The following is a 17954-nucleotide window of genomic DNA, read 5'->3' as shown; positions in this document are numbered from 1 at the left end:
GCCATGCGCCTGCTCGGGATCCTGCTGCTGGTCTGGCTTGGCGCGACCGGCGCCCAGGCCGCGGTCAGCGCACTGGACGACGAGGGCCGCACCGTCACGCTGCCGGCGCCGGCTCGGCGCATCGTCAGCGTCGCGCCGCACGCCACCGAGCTGCTGTTCGCCGCCGGTGCTGGCGCCCAGGTGGTGGCCACGGTGCGCTACGGCGACTACCCCGACGCCGCGAAGCAGCTGCCCGTGGTGGGCGACGCCAACCAGCTGGACCTGGAGCGCATTGCCGCGCTCAAGCCCGACCTGATCGTGGTCTGGGCGCATGGCAACTCGGCGGCGCAGCTCGACCGCCTGAAGGCGCTGAAGCTGCCGCTGTTCCACAGCGAGCCGCGCGACCTGGCGCAGATCGGCGACAGCCTGCGCCGCCTGGGCGTGCTGGCCGGCACCGGCGCCGCGGCGAACGCCGCTGCCGACGCCTATGCCACCGAGCTGGCCGCGCTGCGCCGCCAGTACGCCACGCGGCCGCCGCTGCGCGTGTTCTACCAGGTGTGGCACCAGCCGCTGCTGACGATCAACGACCGCCACCCGATCGCCGACATGATCCGCGGCTGCGGCGGCGTCAACGTCTTCGGCGCCGAGGCGCTGCTGGTGCCCACCGTCAGCCGCGAGGCGGTGCTGGCCGCGCGTCCGCAGGTGCTGGCCAGCAGCAGCGTCGAGACGCGCGAGGACGAGACCCTGTCGCCCTGGCGCGGTCTGTCCCGCTTCGAGCCGGTGGCCAAGCAGGCGGTGGTGATGGTGCCGGCCGACCTGATCAGCCGCGCCTCGCCACGCGCCTTGCAGGCGATGCGCCTGCTGTGCGAGGGCTTCGAGCGGGTGCGCGCGCGGCGCTGAGCCGCTGACGTCGGGCGTGGCGACACACGCCAGCAACATCCCGCGGCGACGCCGGTGCTACGCTGGGCGCCTTCACGCCCTGCGCCTGCTGTCATGCTTCTTCTGCGCCGCCGTTTGCTGCTGAGCGCACCGCTGCTGGTGCTGGGCGGCTGCGCCGACCTGGCGCGGCCGCGCGCCGAGCCCAGCGCGGCCGACACCGACCCCGCCCGCGCCCGCCGCTGGCTGGTGCGCCTGGCCTGGGGCGCCGATGCCGACACGCTGGCGCAGGTGCGCCAGATCGGCCTGTCGGCCTGGGTGTCGCAGCAGTTGCAGCCCAGCGCCAGCGCGCCGACCTTGCCCGCGCCGCTGCAGGCCCGCCTGGCCGAGCAGACCACCGCGCGCACCGACCTGGCCACCCTGGTCTGGCAGATGCAGGCGCAGCGCCGCGAGGCGGTCGGCCAGGCCGATCCGGACGCCCGCACGCGCGACTTCAAGGCCTGGCAGCAGGCCATGACCCGGCTGCAGCAGGAGGGCGCCCACCGCCAGCTGTGGCGCGCGGTGCATTCGCCCCGGCCGCTGCAGAGCCGGCTGGGCTGGTTCTGGCTCAACCACTTCAACGTCTACCAGGGCAAGCAGGACCTGCGCGCGATGGTGGCCGACTATGACGAGCAGCTGCAGGCGCAGGCGCTGGGGCGCTTTCGCGACCTGCTGGGCGTGGCGCTGATGCACCCGGCGATGCTGCGCTACCTGGACAACGACCAGAACGCCGCCGGTCGCCTGAACGAGAACCTGGGCCGCGAACTGCTGGAGCTGCACACCTTGGGCGTGGACGGCGGCTACACCCAGGCCGATGTGCTGAGCGCCGCGCGCGCCCTGACCGGACTGGGCCTGGCCAGCGCCCCCGAGGCCCGCGGGCCGGCGGTGCTGCGCCGCGGCCTGATGGCCTTCAACCCCGCGCGCCACGACAACGAGCCCAAGACCCTGCTGGGCGAGCCGCTGCCCGGCCAGGGCCTGGCCCAGGTCGAGGCCCTGCTCGACCGCCTGGCCCGCCACCCCGCCACCGCCCGCCACGTCACCCGCCGGCTGGCGCTGTACCTGCTGGGCCGGCCGGCGTCGGACGCGCTGCAGCAGCAGCTGGCGCGCCGCTTCCTGGACAGCGACGGCCGGATCGCCGAGGTGCTGCGCACGCTGCTGGCCCACCCCGAGTTCGAGGCCTCGCTGGGCCAGGGCTTCAAGGACCCGGTGCACTGGGTGGTGTCGGCGCTGCGCGAGCAGCGCCCGCCCGACGCCTGGCTGCAGCCCGAGATGCCACTGGGCTGGCTTGCCCGCCTGGGCGAGGCGCCCTACCAGCTCGGCACCCCCGACGGCTACCCGCTGGAGCGCACCGCCTGGGCCGCGCCGGGCCAGCTGGCGCTGCGTTTCGAACTGGCGCGCAGCATGGCGCTGCGCTGGGGCGCCGTCTGGGGCCAGCCGGCCGACACGCCGCTGCCCACCGAGGATCCGGCAGCGGTGACGTCGGGCAGCACCCGCGAGGTGCTGGCCTCCGCACGCCGACCGGCCGAGCGCCTGGCGCTGTGGTGGTCTTCGCCCGAGTTCATGAGCCACTGAAGGGGCCGCGATGCAACGACGCCGCTTCCTGCACACCGCCGCCGCGCTGGGCCTGACCGCGCCGCTGCTGCGCGGCTGGGCTGCCGCGCCCGAGCTGCCGCGCTTCCTGCTGGTCTTCCTGCGCGGCGGCTACGACGCCGCCAGCCTGCTGCTGCCGCAGGACGCGGGCAGCCGCGCCTTCTATGCCGAATCACGCCCGCGCCTGGCGATCGCGCCGCCGGGCAGCGAAGAGGGCGCGCGCGCCCTGGACAGCGACTGGGCGCTGGCCCCGTCGGTGGCCGACACCCTGCTGCCGCTGTGGCAGGCGCGGCAGCTGGGTTTCGTGCCCTTTGCCGGCAGCGAGGACAACAACCGCAGCCACTTCGAGACCCAGGACCGCTTCGAGCTGGGCCTGCCCGCCGGTCAGAGCGTCGGCAGCGAGGGCCGCAGCGGTTTCCTGGCCCGGCTGGCGATCGAGCTGGGCCTGGCCACGCGCGAGCAGGCCGGGCGCGAGCTGATGTCTTTCACCGAGCAGCTGCCGCTGGTGATGCAGGGCGCCGGACCGGTGGGCAATGTCTCGCTGCGCAACGTTGGCCGGCCGGCGCTGGACGAGAAGCAGATGGCCCAGCTGCAGCGCCTGTACGCCGGCCACCCGCTCGAATCCGCGGTGCAGGAAGGCCTGGCCACGCGCGGCGAGGTGATGCGCGAGATGGCCGCCGAACCCATGGACCCGGGTCGCCGCGCGGTGGCCGCCTCGGCCTTCGCCACCGAGGCGCGGCGCATCGGCCGCCTGATGCGCGAGCGGGTGGCGCTGGGCTTTGTCGATGTGGCCGGCTGGGACACCCATGCCAACCAGGGCGCCGCCACCGGCGTGCTGGCCACCCGGCTGGCCGAGTTGTCCACCGGCCTGAGCGCGCTGGCGGCCGAGATGGGCCCCGCCTGGCAGCGCTGCACGGTGCTGGTGGCCAGCGAGTTCGGCCGCACCTGGCGCGAGAACGGCACCCGCGGCACCGACCATGGCCACGGCAGCGTCTGCTGGCTGCTGGGGGGCGCGCTGCGCGGCGGCCGCATCGCCGGCGAACAGCGGCGGCTGTCGCCCCAGACCCTGCATCAGAACCGCGACTGGCCGGTGCTCAACGACTACCGGCCGCTGCTGGCCGGCCTGTGGGCTCGGCAGTACGGCCTGTCGGCCGAGCGGCTGGCGCGGGTGTTCCCGCAGGCGCGACCCGCCGACCTGGGCTGGCTGTGAGTCAGTCGGCGCAGAGGTCCTGGTAGAGCTGCGCGCCCAGGCTGCCCGCCTCCACCGGCTTGAGCTGCACCGGCCCCGCCTCGGGGCCGAAGTACATGCGCGCATCGCGGCAGTCGGCGCGCAGCAGGAACAGCCGCTGCCAGGCCGGCTCGGCGCGCAGCACCTGCACCGAGGCCTCGCGCAGACCGCCGTCCAGGCGGCGCACGAACTGCGCGGTGTTGGACGGGTCCATGAAGCTGAAGCGCAGGCCCTGCGCGGTGAACAACTCGCGGCGCGTGCCCGCGTCAGGCAGCGCGAGGCGCAGGCCGTCGCGCTCCAGCTGCGACGGTGCGCTGGGCGGCTTGATCTGCGTGGGGTCGCGCAGGTTGGGGTTGCTCTGCGCCAGGGCGGCACTGGCCATGCCGGCGCCGATCAGCGCCAGCCACGGCCAGGTGCGGGCGCCAGATCGAGCGCAGTGGCGGGTGTTCATCCAGGCCAGTATAGGCAGCCGCCGGCCCGGCGGCACCATTCAAGCGGCTTGAACGTCGCCGCCAAGCGCTTCGCACCACCCGGTCCGTCGCCTGGCCGACGATGCGTTCATTGGCAGCCCCGTCGGGCCGCCGCCCATCGAAAGGATTTCCCATGTCCCGCATCGTCATCGTCTTCCACAGTGGCTACGGCCACACCGCCAAGATCGCCCAGGCCATCGCCGCCACCGCCGGCGCCACGCTGCTGCCCATCGACGCCAACGGCGACCTGCCCGAAGGCGGCTGGGACACGCTGGCGGCCGCCGACACCATCGTCTTCGGCTCGCCCACCTACATGGGCATGGCCAGCTGGCAGTTCAAGAAGTTCGCCGACGCCTCCAGCAAGCCCTGGTTCACCCAGGCCTGGAAGGACAAGCTGTTCGCCGGCTTCACCAACTCGGCCACGATGAACGGCGACAAGCACAGCACGCTGCACTACATGATGACGCTGGCGATGCAGCACAGCGGCCTGTGGGTGGGCACCGGCATGATGCCCAGCAACAGCAAGGCCGCCACCCGCGACGACATCAACTTCGTCGGCTCCTCGGGCGGCCTGATGACCAGCACGCCGTCGGACGCCTCGGTGGACGAGATGGTGCCGGGCGATCTGGCCACCGCTGCCAAGTTCGGCGAGCGCCTGGCCGCGGTGACCCAGGCCATCAAGGGCTGATCACTCGGCCGGCAGCGTCGCCAGCAGCGCCATGCCCGCGGCCATCACCGCCGCGGTCAGCCACAGCGCGCCAGTGAAGCGGCCGCTGGCCTGCGCCATCGCCCCGGCCAGCGCCGGCGCCACCACCTGCGCGGCGCCGTAGCTCAGCGTCAGCCGCGCCATCGCCTTGCCGGGGTTGCGCGGCGCGCGCCGCCCGGCCAGCGCCAGTGTCAGGCTGACGATGCCGATGAAGGTGGCGCCGTAGCCCAGCGCGCCCAGCAGCGCGGCGCCCAGCGAGCCCGACACCGCCGGCGCGATCACCGCCAGCGTCTGCAGCCCGAAGGCCAGCAGCAGCGCGCGCTGCTCGCCCAGGCGGCGCGCCACGCGGTCCCACAGCGCCACCGCGGGCATCGCGGCAATGCCCACCAGCGCCCAGATGAAGGCCCCCTGCCCGGCCAGTGCCGGCTCGCGCTCGACGATGGCCACGGTGAAGGTGGCGTTGATCACGAAGCCCCAGCCGGCCGCGAAGTAGCTGCCGGCCATGGTCATCAGCCAGCGCCTGGAGGGGCCGCTGCCGTCATCGGCCACGCTGGCCGGCGCCGGCGGCACCGGCGGGCGCCAGCGCCAGGCCGGCACCAGGAAGACCGCGCCCACCACCGCCAGCATCAGCCAGGGCGGCCGCCAGTCGTCGGGCCACAGCCGCGTGAAGCCCCAGGCGCTGAGCGCCGAGACCACGATGCCCAGCCCGATGCCGATGAAGTACAGGCCCAGCTCCGGCCGCCGCCCGGCGCGCATCAGCCAGCCCAGCACCAGGCCCGAGCCCAGCAGCATGCCCGCCGCACCGCACAGCCCGCCCAGGTAGCGCAGCAGCAGCCAGCCCGGGTACCAGGCGGCCAGGCCGGTGGCCGCGGTGCCCAGCACCGCCACCCACAGCCCCCAGCCATAGAGGCGATGGCGCCACTGCGGCGAATCGATCCACGCGGCCAGCAGCGCGCCGCTCATGTAGCCCGCGTAGTTGACCGCCGCCAGCACGCCCGCGGCCGCATCGCCCAGCCCGGTGTGGGCCTGCAGCGAGGGCAGCAGCGGCGTGAAGGCAAAGCGCGCCAGGCCCAGGGTCAGCACCAGCGCGCAGATGCCGCCGACGATCACCTGCCAGGGCTGCAGGTGCCGCTCCTCGGCGGTCATCAGAACGGGCCGTCCGCCAGCCAGCGCTCGAGCTGCGGCTTGCGGTCGTTGCCCCAGAAGGGCTCGCCATCGACCATGAAGAAGGGCGCGCCGAAGACGCCGCCGGCAATGGCGGCCTCGTTGGCGCTGCGCAGGCGGTTCTTCCACAGCGGGTCGTTCCAGGCGGCCTCGGCGGCGTCGGCGTCCAGGCCCGACTCGGCGCACAGCGCCTTCAGCGCGACCGGCTCCGAGAGGTTGACGCCGCGGGTGAAGAAGGCGCGGAAGGCGCTGCGCGCCCAGCGCGCCGCGGCCTCCGGGCCGCCGTCGTCGTGCAGCCACCAGAAGACGCGGGCGGCGTTCTGCGTGGCGATCGGGAAGACCTCGGGCGGCACATAGGGCACGCGCTCGAAGCGCGCCGAGCGGGCGAAGTCGCGCAGCGAGTATTCGCGCTTGAGCGGATACGCCACCGGGCTCTTCAGCTCGGCCGCCTGGAAGGTGGCGCCCAGCAGGATGGCGTGGCGCTGCACGGTGCGGCCGTGGCGCGCGGCCAGCGCATCGATCCACTCGTTGGCAATGTAGGAGTACGGCGACGAGAAATCGAACCAGAACTGGATCGGGGCACGCAGATTCATGGCCCGCACCTTAGCGCGACACGGGGCCCTCGTCATGAGGGTCGGCCCCGCAGAGATGTTCAAAACGCCACACCGTGGCCGAGCCCCTGAACTGGGCGGCCAAGTCCGGCCTGATCGGCCGATCAGGCCGGTGGGCACTGGCCAAGATGGCTGGCCTGCTCGTTGCCCCCTTCACGCCCACCTTCGCGCCGCAGACCGTTGCGCACGCAGCCCCAAGGAGACTTCGTTGGACAGACTTCGCCCCACCCCTGGCGTTCGCCGCCCCGCTGGTCCCACGCTGCCGCGCTGGATCGCCCTCGTCAGCCTGAGCGTTCTGGCGCTGGCCGGATGCGGCGGCTCGGACGGTGCGCCGGCCGAGCTCAAGACCCTCAGCCGCGTCAGTGTCGAGCCGGCCGGCGAGCATTGCGCCACCGGTGGCACCCGGATCGAGTCCGGCCTCGATGCCGACCGCGACAACCAGCTGGACGCCTCCGAGGTCAGCACCACGGACTATGTCTGCCGCAACGCCGGCGTGAGCTGGGTGGACGTTGCTGCCAGCGCGGTGCAGGCCGAGGCCAACACCGGCTACCGGACCTCCGGCAGTGCGGACGTCACCATCACGCTGCCGCCCTCCGCCGAGCTCCGCGAAGGCGACCTGGTGTCGGTGGCGGGCGCGGGCACCGGCACCTGGACGATCGCGCAGAACGACGGTCAGACCATCTATGGCGGCGGCCTGGGCCACATCGGCGTCAGCTGGACGGCCAAGGACACCAACCGCAGCTGGCAGAGCGTGACCTCGTCCGCCGACGGCCAGCGCCTGGCGGCGGTGGAGTACGGCGGGCAGATCTACACCTCGGTGGACGCCGGCGAAACCTGGACGCCGCGCGAGACGGCGCGCCTGTGGTACGCGATCACCTCGTCGGCCGACGGCAGCAAGCTGCTCGCCGCCGTGCCGGGCGGCCAGCTCCACACCTCCGACGACGGTGGCGTCACCTGGACGGCCCGCGAGTCGGCCCGCAGCTGGTACAGCGTGGCCTCCTCGGCCGACGGCAACACCCTGATCGCCGCCGCCGGCGGCGAGCAGATCTACACCTCGACCGACGCCGGCGTCACCTGGACGGCCCGTGACGCGAACCGGCTGTGGTTCGCGGTGACCGTGTCAGCCGACGGCACCCACATGGTCGCGTCCGAGTATGGCGGCCAGGTCTACACCTCGATCGATGCCGGCGTCACCTGGATCCCGCGCGAGACGAACCGGGCCTGGGCCTCGCTGGCCACGTCGGCCGATGGCAGCAAGCTGGTCGCCGCGGTGTTCGGCGGACAGATCTACACCTCGGCCGACGCCGGGGTGACCTGGTTCGCCCAGGCGTCGGTCGGCAACTGGATCGGCGTCAGCGCCTCGGCCGATGGGCGCAGGCTTGCGGCCATCCAGGCCGGCGGGCAGATCTACACCTCCGACGACTGGGGCGCCACCTGGATCCCGCGCTTCACCGACCACAACTGGAGTTCGATCGACATGTCGGCCGATGGCCGCCAGATGATGGCGGTCGAGCATGGTGGGCAGATCTACAAGTCCAGCCCGTTCAGCACCACCGGCACCGGCGGCGGCGTCCAGGGCGGCCCCTTCGATGCCATCGAGCTGCAGTACCAGGGCAACGGCGTCTTCATGCCGCTCAGCCACGAAGGTCAGTTAACGGTGTTCTGAACCCCGCCACGCGGGGGCGGGCGATTGACAGCCGTCACGCCTGCGGCACGCCGCACCGCTAGCATCGCACGATGTGGCTGGAATTGCCGATCGCCGTGCTTGCGCTGGCCCTGGCGCTGTGGCTGCGCCCCTGGCGCGGCGTGGCCGCCGGCGGCCCGCCCTGGCCCTGGCTGGCCTGGTGGGCGGTGATGCCCTGGCTGTGGAGCGCCGACCATGTGGCGCGCATCCCGCTGGCCCAGCCGCTCTCAGGCGTCTGCCTGCTGGTGCTGATGGCCGGCTGGCCCCTGGCCATGCTGGGCGTGGCCGTGGTGGCCGCGGTGGCCGGCACCATGACCGGCCTCGGCCCCGAGGCCACGCTGGCCCGCGCCGTCTGGCTGGGCGTGGTGCCCGGCACGCTGGCGCTGGTGCTGGGGGCCGGCGTGCGCCGCTGGCTGCCGCACCACCTGATGGTCTACATCCTGGGCCGCGGCTTCTTCGCCTCGCTGTTCTCGCTGAGCCTGGCCGGCGCCGCCGCCATGGCCTGGACGGGCGTGCCCGACAGCCTCAGCGCCAGCGACCTGATGCTGGGCCGCTGGCTGGCCGCCTGGGGCGATGCCTTCCTCACCGGCATGGTGGTGGCGATCTTCGTGGCCTACAAGCCGGAGTGGCTGGCCACCTATTCGGACCGGCTGTATCTGCCGCGGTGAGGGCCGTCCGGGCGCCCGGTTTGCCAAAATTTGCCATCGTGTTTGGCATCAGGCCATGAGCACGATGAACATCTCCCTGCCCGAAGCGCTGAAGGCCTTCGTCGACGAGCAGGTCAGCAACCGCGGCTTCGGCACCAGCAGCGAGTACGTGCGCGAGCTGATCCGTCGAGACCAGGAGCGGCTGCAGCTGCGCGGCCTGCTGTTGGCCGGCGCCACAGCCCCAGTGGCCGCCGAGGCCGATGGTGCGTACTTCGCGTCGCTGCGCAAGCAGGTCGGGCGCCGCAGTCGCGCGTGAAGGTGCGTCGCGTCGTTCCGCGAACGCTGGCGAACCAGGACGTCCAGGCAGCGATCGACTTTGACCTGCAGGAAGCGAACGACCGGGTCGCGCTGCAGTTCATCGACGCGCTGGAGACCGCCTACGGACACATCGCCCGGCACCCGGCGACGGGCTCAACGCGTCATGCCCACGCACTGGGGTTGCCGGAGTTGCGCAGCTGGCCGCTGAGTCGCTCTCCTTACCTGGTGTTCTATGTCGAGCGCGAGGACCACATCGACGTCTGGCGCGTGCTGCACCAGCAACGCGACATCCCGGTCTGGCTGGACGAGGCGTAGGCGCTCCGTCCACCCGCGACAAGGCGCCACGCAGTGGGGGTGAACCTCGAACACGCCGTCACGCCGCCGCAAGTGCGGCGGCGTGACAGCCAGGCGGCAGGCCGTCAGCGCAGGTGGTGCACCGGCGCTTGTCCGTACACCGGCGTGTCCAGGCCTTCGTAGCGGGCCTTGAGCTGCAGGCTCAGGAACTGGCTGTAGTGGCGGCTCTGGTGCAGGTTGCCGCCGTGGATCCACAGGTTGGCCTGGTTCGTGGGCTTCCACATGTTGCGCAGCTCGCCTTCCCAGGGGCCGGGGTCCTTGGTGGTGCCGCTGCCCAGGCCCCAGACCTTGCCCACGCGGTCGGCCACCTCGGGGGATACCAGGTCGGCCAGGAACTGGTTCATCGAGCCGTAGCCGGTGGCGTAGACGATCAGGTCGGCCGGCAGTTCGGTGCCGTCGCTGAGCGTCACGCTCCTCGGGTTGATGCGCTCGATGTTGACCCGGCTCTTGAGCTTGATGCTGCCGTTGGCGACCAGCTCGCTGGCGCCCACGTCGATGTAGTAGCCCGAGCCGCGGCGCAGGTACTTCATGAACAGGCCCGAGCCGTCGTCGCCGAAGTCCAGCATGAAGCCGGCCTTCTCCAGCCGCGCGTACAGGTCGGCGTCGCGCTTCTTCATCTCCTCGTACACGGGGATGTGGAAGGTGTGCATGATCCTGTAGGGCACGCTCGCGAACACCAGGTCGGCGGTGTGGTGGTCGATGCCGTTCTTCACCGCCTGCTCGCTGTACAGGCCGCCCAGCGCCAGCTCCATCAGCGAATCGGAGGGCGCGATGTGCGTGCTGCTGCGCTGGACCATGGTGACGTCCACGCCCTGCTCCACCATCGCGGCGCAGATGTCGTGCGCGCTGTTGTTGCTGCCCAGCACCACCACCTTCTTGCCCTGGTAGCCCTCGGGCCCGGGGTGGCGACTGCTGTGGTGCTGCTCGCCGAGGAAGGTCTCGGCGCCGGCGATCTTCGGCACGTTGGCGTAGCCCGAAACCCCCAGCGCGAACACCAGTTGCTTGGGCCGCAGCACCACCTCCTGCCCGGCGCGATCCACCACCACGGTCCACTCGCCGGTGGCCTCGTCGAAGCTGGCCTTCTTCGCGGTGGTGCTGCCCCAGTAGTTCAGCTCCATCACCTTGGCGTACATCTCCAGCCAGTCGCCGATCTTGTCCTTGGGGGCGAACACCGGCCAGTCGTCGGGGAAGGGCAGGTAGGGCAGGTGGTCGTACCAGACCGGGTCGTGCAGGCACAGGCTCTTGTAGCGCTTGCGCCAGCTGTCGCCGGGCTTCTCGTTGCGTTCGACGACGATGGTCGGCACGCCCAGGCGGCGCAGCCGCGCGGCCAGCATGATGCCGCCCTGCCCGCCGCCAATGATCACCACATAGGGCTGTTCGGTGTAGCCCAGCGTGGCCTGCTCTTCCTGCCGGCGCTCCAGCCAGGTCTTGCGGCCGGGGTGCACGCCGTGCTCGGCGCCCTTGATGCGGCGCGGGCCCTTCTTCTCCTCGAAGCCCTTGAGCTCGACCATGGTGGTCAGCAGCGTCCAGGCCTGGCCATTCTTCAGGCGCAGGTGGCCGCGGCCGCGCGCCACCCGGGTCTCGAAGGTGAACCAGGCGTCGGTGATGCCATCGGCCGCGGTGGCCTCGCCGTCCAGCGCGAAGTCCGTGGGCGCGGTGTCGGCCAGCCGCGCAGCCAGCATCTCGCGGATGGCCGCCGGGCCTTCCTGGGTGCGGATGTTCCAGGTGAAGGCCACCAGGTCGCGCCAGTACGCGTCGTCGCCGAACAGCGCCGTGGCGGCGGTGAGGTCCTGGCGGGCCAGTGCGGCGCCAAAGTCGGCCAGCCAGCGGCGGGCGTCGGCGGAGGGAGTCGGGTCGGTCATGAAAACAGTCTCCGGGGCTTGTCGATCTCGGGATGGATCGATCCGCGCAGACCTACTCAAGACCCGTGCCGCGCCGCGGGACCATCGCAAGTGCTTGTCGGCATTGGCGCACCTCGGGCCAACCCGCATGTCACGTCGCGGGGCCGCTTAGCCACCTGTCACACCCGGGTGGCGTGACAGCTGTCACAGGCCCACGGGCCGTGTCCTCAGTCTCGCTGGTTGGGCGGGACGATGCCGGCGCGCTTCATGCGCCGGTACAGCGTCATGCGGGCCACGCCCAGGCGGCGTGCCGCCAGGGTGATGTTCCAGTGCGCCGCCTGCAGCTCGGCCAGCAGCGGGCCGCCGCTTGTGGCGGGTGCGGGCGACGGCGCTGGTGTGCGGTCCGCGGTGCCCAGCCCGGGCAGCTCCGGCAGGTCGGTCAGCCCGATCGGCCCGTGGGGCGACGCCACGCTGGTGGCGCAGTCCAGCACGTTCTTCAGCTCCCGCAGGTTGCCGGGCCAGCGGTAGGCCAGCAGCCGTGCGAGCGCGTCGGCCGCCAGGGCACGGCCCTGCAGGAGGCGCTGGATCAGGGCCGCCAGGTCGCGCCGCTCGCGCAGCGGCGGCAGGCTGATGTGGGCGCCGTTGATGCGGTAGTAGAGGTCGTCGCGGAAGCGGCCGGCGCGCACCAGGTCCTCCAGCGGCGCATGGGTTGCCGCGATGACGCGGATGTTCACCGCCACCGGCCGCGTGGCGCCCACCGGCAGCACCTCGCGTTCGGACAGCACGCGCAGCAGCCGCGCCTGCAGCGCGAGCGGCATGTCGCCGATCTCGTCGAGGAACAGCGTGCCGCCGTCGGCCTCCTGAACCAGGCCGCGCTTGCCCTTGGTGGCGGCGCCGCTGAAGCTGCCCGGCAGGTGGCCGAAGAGTTCGCTCTCGATCAGGGTCTCGGGAATGGCGGCGCAGTTCACCGCCACGAACGGCCGCGCGCGCCGCTCGCTGCTGGCGTGGACGGCCTTGGCGAAGTACTCCTTGCCCGAGCCGGTCTCGCCGGTGATGAGCAGGCTCACCGGCGAGTTCACCAGCCGCGCCGCGCGCTCGATCTGCCGGGCCAGCGCCGGGTCGCCCAGGTTCAGTGCCGCCAGCGGCGCCGGGACCGGGCGCTCGGGCTGACCCGGTGTCAGCGGCGGGCGTGGCGGCGGTGGCGTGGCCGACAGGAAGAGCAGCTCGCGGCCACCGGCGCGCATCACGGCGCGCTGGTCCGAGGGCTGGGCCATCACGAAGCGGCCAATGTCCTCGAAGCGCGCCTCGAACAGCGTGTCGAAGGCCTGCCCAACCAGCGGCTGCCGCGCATCGATCTGCAGGGCGTGCTGGGCGCGCCGGTTGTGGCCGATCACGCGCCCCGAGGCGTCCAGCGCGATCAGGTACTCGGGGTTGACGTCCAGGAACTGCGGCGCCGTGGACAGGCGCAGCACCCAGTCCCGGCTGAAGCGGTACAGGAAGTTGGCGTTCTCGATGTGCTGCGCATAGAGCTTGACCAGCTGCAGTGCCAGCGCCTGGCTGCCTTTGGGATCGGGCGAGCGCAGCGCGCTGATGTCCAGCACCGCCGTCAGCCGGCCGCTCGCGTCGTACACCGGGCTGGTGGTGCAGGTCAGCGGAATGTGCGTGGCGTCGAAGTGGTCGTCCAGATGCACCGTGAGTGCCTCGCCGGTGCTGATGCAGGTGCCCACGCCGCAGGTGCCGGCGTGGTGCTCGCTCCAGTCGGCGCCCAGGTACAGGCCGGCCTTGCGCAGGCTGGGCTCGATCTGCAGGTCGCCAATGAAGTCGACGGTCACGCCGCGGGCATCGGTCAGCAGCACCACATAGCCCAGCCCGGCCACATGCTGGTACAGCGTCTCCAGGCCATGCCGCGCGATGTGCAGGAAGGCCTCCATCTGGTCCTGGTGCTGGCGCAACTGGCTCTGCGGCAGGATCACCGCCTCCTGCATGCGCGTGGGGTCCAGCCCGTGCTGGTGAACGCAGCGGTGCCAGGAATCGCGGATGATCTGCTCGTGGTGCTGCGCCGCACGCGCATGCACGCCGTGGCCGGCCACTTCCATCACGGTGGCGATGTGTTCACGTTGCGTGGCGTGCATGGCGACAGCCTTTCGTCGGGCGCGGTGCGGACGGCCGGACCTTGGCGCCCCGCCGGGGGCCTGTCAACGCAGGGTTTGCACTGCCATGAGGCACGTGCCAGACGGACGCTGGGTGGTGCCATCCCCGAGCCGGACCGGCGGGCGCAGCAGGGACAATCCGCGCATGTCTGCAGATGCTGCTCCCTCGTCCTCCCACCGTCCGGTGCTGATCGCCGGCGGCGGCATTGGTGGCATGGCCACCGCGCTGACGCTGCACCAGATCGGCGTGCCCTGCGTGGTCCTGGAGTCGGTGCCTGAGCTGCAGCCGCTGGGGGTGGGCATCAACCTGCAGCCCAACGCGGTGCGCGAGCTGCACGAGCTGGGTTTTGGCAATGCGCTGCTGGACACGATCGGCCTGCAGGCGCGCGAGTGGGCGCTGGTGGGGCGCAACGGCAACGAGGTGTATGCCGAGCCGCGCGGACTGCTGGCGGGCTACCGCTGGCCGCAGTACGCGGTGCACCGGGGGCAGCTGCAGATGCTGCTGTTCGAGGCCGTGAAGGCCCGCCTGGGCCCTGATGCCGTGCGCCTGGGCCAGCGGGTGGTGGGCTACCGGCAGGACGAGGCCGGCGTCACCGCGCTGATCGAGACCCGCGATGGCCAGCACACCAGCTTGGCAGGCTCACTGTTGATCGCCGCCGATGGCCTGCACTCGGCCGTGCGGGCGCAGATGCACCCGACGCAGCCGCCGATCCAGTGGGGCGGCGCCATCATGTGGCGCGGCACCACGCCGGGGGTGCCGGTGCGCACCGGCGCGTCCTTCGTGGGGCTGGGTTCGCTGCGGCACCGGGTGGTGCTCTACCCGATCTCGCCGCCCGACCCGGCCACCGGTCTGGCCACGATCAACTGGATCGCCGAGATCACCGTGGACAACCAGGGTGGCTGGCGCCAGGGTGACTGGAACCGGCGCGTGGCGCTGGAGGCGTTCATCCACCATTTCGAGGGCTGGAACTACCCCTGGCTCGACGTGCCGGCGATGCTGCGCGGCGCCAGCGAGGTCTACGAGTACCCGATGATCGACCGCGACCCGGTGCCCACCTGGGTGGACGGCCGCGTGGCGCTGCTGGGCGACGCCGCGCATGTGATGTACCCGGTGGGCTCGAACGGTGCCAGCCAGGCGATCGTCGATGCCCGCGTGCTGGGCGCGCAGTTCCTGGCCCACGGCGTCGGCCCGCAGGCCTTGCGCGCCTATGACGAGCGCCTGTGCGCGGACATCTCGGCCCTGGTGCTGCGCAACCGCGGCGCCGGGCCTTTCGGTCTGCTGGGGCTGGTGGACGAGCGCTGCGGCGGCGTCTTCGAGCACATCGACCAGGTCGTCCCGCGTGAGGAGCGCGAGGCCTTCATGGCGCGCTACAAGGCAGCGGCCGGCTTCGCGATCGAGACGCTGAACGCGGCACCGCCGATCATCGCGCCAGGCCAGCGCGTGGCGCTGGCCTGACGACCGCGCCTCAGAGATCCACCACCAGCCGCGCGGTGCGCGAGCGCGACACGCAGGGCAGGAAGCAGTTGCCGGCGGCCAGTTCGTCATCGGTCAGGTAGGCGTCGCGGTGGTCGGGCGTGCCGCCCAGCACCGGGGTCAGGCAGGTGCCGCAGATGCCCTGCTCGCAGGAGGTGGAGACAGCCACGCCGGCGGCGTCCAGCGCCTGCACCGCCGTCTGGTCGGCGGCCACGGTGATCACTCGCTTCGAGCGCGCCAGTTCGATCTCGAACGGGCCGTCGGCGCTGTGGTTGATGACCGGCGGCGTGAAGGACTCGCTGTGCCAGCGGTCGTCAGACCAGCCCGCCGCCTGCACTGCGGCACGCGCCCAGGCGATGTAGCCGGCGGGGCCGCAGGCGTAGGCGTGGGTGTCGGGGCTGGCAGCGCGCAGCACGGCGGCGATGTCCAGCGCGGTGGCCGGCTCGTCATCGACATGCACCACCACCTGCGCCGCCCAGGGCACGGCCGCCAGGTGCGCGGCCAGCGGCAGGCGGTCGCGGGTGCGCACGCTCAGGTGCAGCTGGAACGGCCGGCCCTCGGCATGCAACTGCTCGGCCATCGCCAGCAGGGGCGTCAGGCCGATGCCGCCGCCCAGCAGCAGCGCGCCGCCGCTGGCGGCCAGCGGGAAGGCGTTGCGCGGTGCCGAGATCGTCAGCGTCTGCCCCGCCTGCAGACCATGCACGCCCACCGAGCCGCCGCGCGAGGCCGGCTCGCGCAGCACCGCCAGGCGGTAGCGGCTGCGGTCAGCGGGTGCGCCATACAGCGAGTACTGGCGGATCAGGCCGCCGCTCAGATGCACATCGATGTGCGCGCCGGCGGTGAAGGCGGGCAGCGGCTGGCCGTCGGTGGGCTGCAACTCGAGGGCGCAGACATCGGCGGTGACATCGGTCTTGGCGGCGATCAGGACGGTGAGCGTGGTCATGGCGTTGGGTGGGTGGGTCAGTCAGAGCAGGCGGCCGTAGCGCACGCCGATCCAGGCATGTTCGCGCATCAGGGCCTCGACGCGGGCGCCCTCGCGCTGGCGCAGCGCATCCAACACGAGTTCGTGGTGCACCTGGGCCAGGCGGAGTCTGTCGTATTCGCGGTCGAGCGCGCCGATGTCCAGCGTGATCGAGTCGGCCGAGGCGAACGGCAGGTGGTTGTTGCGCGCGATCGCGTCGGCGATCACCGGGCTGCCGGCGGCCGCCACCAGCGCCGCATGGAAGTCGCTGTTCAGCGCGCCCCAGGCGGCCACGTCGGCCGGCACCAGGTGGCCCTTGGCCAGCAGCACGCGGCCGCGCTGCACGGCCTCATCCAGCGCGGCCAGCAGCGCGGCATCGGGTCCGCGCTCGGCGGCGCGGCGGGCGGCCAGGCCTTCCAGCGCGCCGCGCACCTCCACCGCGCACATCACGTCGTCGGTGGAAAAGGCGCGCACCACCAGGCCGCGTTTGCCGGTCTTGGTCAGCAAGCCTTCCTGTTCCAGGCTGCGCAGCGCCAGCCGCACCGGCGTGCGCGACACGCCCAGCGACTCGGCCAGCGCGTCCTCGGTGACCCGGGTGCCAGGGGGCAGTTCGCCGCGGATGATGCGCTGGCGCAGCCGCGCCAGCACGCTGCCACCGGCAGGTTCTTCGGCCTCAATTGGATCCAATTGATTGGTCATATTGACGGATGATAGCTCACAAGTGCAGAATTGGATCCAATTCAAGCTGACAACCCTGGAGACAGCCCCGATGTTCCCGCTCAATGCCTGGTACGTGGTCGCCCGCCCCGACGAGATCGGCAGCGACAAGCCGCTCGGTCGCCGCATCTGCAACCAGCCGATCGCCTTCTTCCGCAACAGCGAAGGCGTGATCGGCGCGGTGGAAGACTTCTGCCCGCACCGCGGCGTGCCGCTGTCGCTGGGCTTCGTGCGCGACGGGAACCTGGTGTGCGGCTACCACGGCCTGGCCATGGGCTGCAACGGCCGCACGGTGAGCATGCCGGGCCAGCGCGTCAAGGGCTTCCCGCCGATCCGCAGCTACCCGGTGGCCGAGCGCTACGGCTTTGTCTGGCTGTGGCCGGGCGACGCCGCGCTGGCCAGGGAAGAGGACATCCCGGTGCCCGCCTGGCATGGCCGCAGCGACTGGGCGGTGGGCGGTGGCCTGTTCAACATCCGCTGCGACTACCGGCTGCTGATCGACAACCTGATGGACCTGACGCACGAGACCTATGTGCACTCGAGCAGCATCGGCCAGAAGGAGATCGACGAGGCGCCGGTGGCCACCCGCGTGGTCGACGGCCTGGTGGTCACCGAGCGCTACATGGAGAAGATCAAGGCGCCGCCGTTCTGGCAGATGGCCATGGAATCCAACGGCATGGACAAGACCGCCACGGTCGACCGCTGGCAGATCTGCCGCTTCCAGCCGCCCAGCAATGTGCTGATCGATGTGGGCGTGGCGCTGGAAGGCCACGGCGGCTTCGAGGCGCCGGTGGACAAGAAGGCCTCGGCCATCGTGGTCGACTACATCACGCCCGAGACCGACGGCAGCTGCTGGTACTTCTGGGGCATGGCGCGCCACTTCAAGGCCGACGACGCCGCGCTGACCGAAGCCATCCGCAACGGCCAGCACGTGATCTTCAGCGAGGACCTGGAGATGCTGGAGCGCCAGCAGCAGAACCTGCAGGCCTGGCCCGAGCGCGGCCTGCTCAAGCTCAACATCGACGGCGGCGGCGTGCAGGCGCGGCGCATCATCGACGAGCTGATCGCCCGCGAGCGCGCAGCCGCAGCCAGCTGAAGCACCGCTGAACACGGCGCCACCGCGGCAACCCTCTGGCGTGGCTGCT

At 72.0% G+C, this 17954-nt stretch carries 17 protein-coding genes; 10 read left to right on the top strand and 7 right to left on the bottom strand.

What is annotated here, in order from left to right; all coding sequences use genetic code 11:
• The first annotated feature begins 3 nt into the window (after window positions 1–3).
• From KAK07_RS20685 to KAK07_RS20675, 3 genes are all read left to right on the top strand, one after another.
• Window positions 4–879 carry a cobalamin-binding protein gene (locus tag KAK07_RS20685; RefSeq protein ID WP_247664519.1) on the top strand — a complete coding sequence of 292 codons (876 nt, stop codon included), beginning with the start codon at window positions 4–6 and terminating at the stop codon, window positions 877–879.
• A 93-nt stretch (window positions 880–972) separates the two neighbouring features.
• A complete protein-coding gene (locus KAK07_RS20680; protein WP_210862997.1) occupies window positions 973–2466 on the top strand; it encodes a DUF1800 domain-containing protein in 1494 nt (497 codons plus the stop codon).
• Window positions 2467–2476: 10 nt separating this feature from the next.
• Window positions 2477–3694 (top strand): DUF1501 domain-containing protein, encoded by a 1218-nt coding sequence (locus tag KAK07_RS20675; protein ID WP_210862995.1) that lies wholly within the window; start codon window positions 2477–2479, stop codon window positions 3692–3694.
• Window position 3695: 1 nt separating this feature from the next.
• Here the strand turns inward: KAK07_RS20675 and KAK07_RS20670 are convergent, their stop codons facing one another.
• The gene (locus tag KAK07_RS20670) at window positions 3696–4163 is read right to left on the bottom strand and encodes a hypothetical protein (RefSeq protein WP_210862993.1); all 468 of its coding nucleotides are present in this window, start codon (window positions 4161–4163) and stop codon (window positions 3696–3698) included.
• Window positions 4164–4315: 152 nt separating this feature from the next.
• On the opposite strand from KAK07_RS20670, the gene KAK07_RS20665 reads away from it, so the two are divergent.
• The gene (locus tag KAK07_RS20665) at window positions 4316–4870 is read left to right on the top strand and encodes a flavodoxin family protein (RefSeq protein WP_210856690.1); all 555 of its coding nucleotides are present in this window, start codon (window positions 4316–4318) and stop codon (window positions 4868–4870) included.
• On the opposite strand, the gene KAK07_RS20660 is transcribed toward KAK07_RS20665, so the two are convergent.
• Together KAK07_RS20660 and KAK07_RS20655 are read right to left on the bottom strand one after the other, a co-directional pair.
• Window positions 4871–6034: a YbfB/YjiJ family MFS transporter gene (locus KAK07_RS20660; protein ID WP_210862991.1), complete on the bottom strand. Its 1164-nt coding sequence runs from the start codon at window positions 6032–6034 to the stop codon at window positions 4871–4873.
• The gene (locus KAK07_RS20655) at window positions 6034–6645 is read right to left on the bottom strand and encodes a 2-hydroxychromene-2-carboxylate isomerase (RefSeq protein ID WP_210856692.1); all 612 of its coding nucleotides are present in this window, start codon (window positions 6643–6645) and stop codon (window positions 6034–6036) included. The genes KAK07_RS20660 and KAK07_RS20655 overlap by 1 nt, the downstream gene beginning before the upstream one ends.
• A gap of 226 nt (window positions 6646–6871) precedes the next feature.
• On the opposite strand from KAK07_RS20655, the gene KAK07_RS20650 reads away from it, so the two are divergent.
• The 4 genes from KAK07_RS20650 (at window position 6872) to KAK07_RS20635 (ending at window position 9627) form a co-directional block, all read left to right on the top strand.
• Window positions 6872–8329, top strand: a complete 1458-nt coding sequence (locus KAK07_RS20650; RefSeq protein WP_210862990.1) for a WD40/YVTN/BNR-like repeat-containing protein — start codon at window positions 6872–6874, stop codon at window positions 8327–8329.
• A gap of 71 nt (window positions 8330–8400) precedes the next feature.
• Window positions 8401–9015, top strand: coding sequence for a hypothetical protein (locus KAK07_RS20645; protein ID WP_210862988.1), 615 nt, complete (start codon window positions 8401–8403; stop codon window positions 9013–9015).
• Window positions 9016–9070: 55 nt separating this feature from the next.
• Window positions 9071–9310: a ribbon-helix-helix domain-containing protein gene (locus tag KAK07_RS20640; protein WP_210862986.1), complete on the top strand. Its 240-nt coding sequence runs from the start codon at window positions 9071–9073 to the stop codon at window positions 9308–9310.
• Window positions 9307–9627: a type II toxin-antitoxin system RelE/ParE family toxin gene (locus tag KAK07_RS20635; protein WP_210862984.1), complete on the top strand. Its 321-nt coding sequence runs from the start codon at window positions 9307–9309 to the stop codon at window positions 9625–9627. Before KAK07_RS20640 ends, KAK07_RS20635 begins: the two co-directional genes overlap by 4 nt.
• A gap of 104 nt (window positions 9628–9731) precedes the next feature.
• Here KAK07_RS20635 and KAK07_RS20630 read toward each other — a convergent pair whose 3' ends face one another.
• Window positions 9732–11528: an NAD(P)/FAD-dependent oxidoreductase gene (locus tag KAK07_RS20630; protein ID WP_210862982.1), complete on the bottom strand. Its 1797-nt coding sequence runs from the start codon at window positions 11526–11528 to the stop codon at window positions 9732–9734.
• 206 nt (window positions 11529–11734) lie between these two features.
• Window positions 11735–13639, bottom strand: a complete 1905-nt coding sequence (locus KAK07_RS20625; RefSeq protein WP_210856699.1) for a sigma-54-dependent Fis family transcriptional regulator — start codon at window positions 13637–13639, stop codon at window positions 11735–11737.
• 163 nt (window positions 13640–13802) lie between these two features.
• On the opposite strand from KAK07_RS20625, the gene KAK07_RS20620 reads away from it, so the two are divergent.
• A complete protein-coding gene (locus KAK07_RS20620) occupies window positions 13803–15113 on the top strand; it encodes a flavin-dependent oxidoreductase (protein WP_210862980.1) in 1311 nt (436 codons plus the stop codon).
• Window positions 15114–15123: 10 nt separating this feature from the next.
• Here KAK07_RS20620 and KAK07_RS20615 read toward each other — a convergent pair whose 3' ends face one another.
• The gene (locus KAK07_RS20615) at window positions 15124–16074 is read right to left on the bottom strand and encodes a PDR/VanB family oxidoreductase (protein WP_210856701.1); all 951 of its coding nucleotides are present in this window, start codon (window positions 16072–16074) and stop codon (window positions 15124–15126) included.
• A 21-nt stretch (window positions 16075–16095) separates the two neighbouring features.
• Window positions 16096–16791: a GntR family transcriptional regulator gene (locus KAK07_RS20610; protein WP_210862977.1), complete on the bottom strand. Its 696-nt coding sequence runs from the start codon at window positions 16789–16791 to the stop codon at window positions 16096–16098.
• Between the two features lie 70 nt (window positions 16792–16861).
• On the opposite strand from KAK07_RS20610, the gene KAK07_RS20605 reads away from it, so the two are divergent.
• Window positions 16862–17905 carry a Rieske 2Fe-2S domain-containing protein gene (locus tag KAK07_RS20605; RefSeq protein WP_210862975.1) on the top strand — a complete coding sequence of 348 codons (1044 nt, stop codon included), beginning with the start codon at window positions 16862–16864 and terminating at the stop codon, window positions 17903–17905.
• Window positions 17906–17954 lie beyond the last annotated feature (49 nt).

Source organism: Ideonella alba (assembly GCF_018069875.1).
Taxonomy (GTDB): domain Bacteria; phylum Pseudomonadota; class Gammaproteobacteria; order Burkholderiales; family Burkholderiaceae_C; genus Ideonella; species Ideonella alba.
Note: the sequence above shows the minus strand (reverse complement) of the source record. Positions and strands in the feature narration are given on the sequence as shown.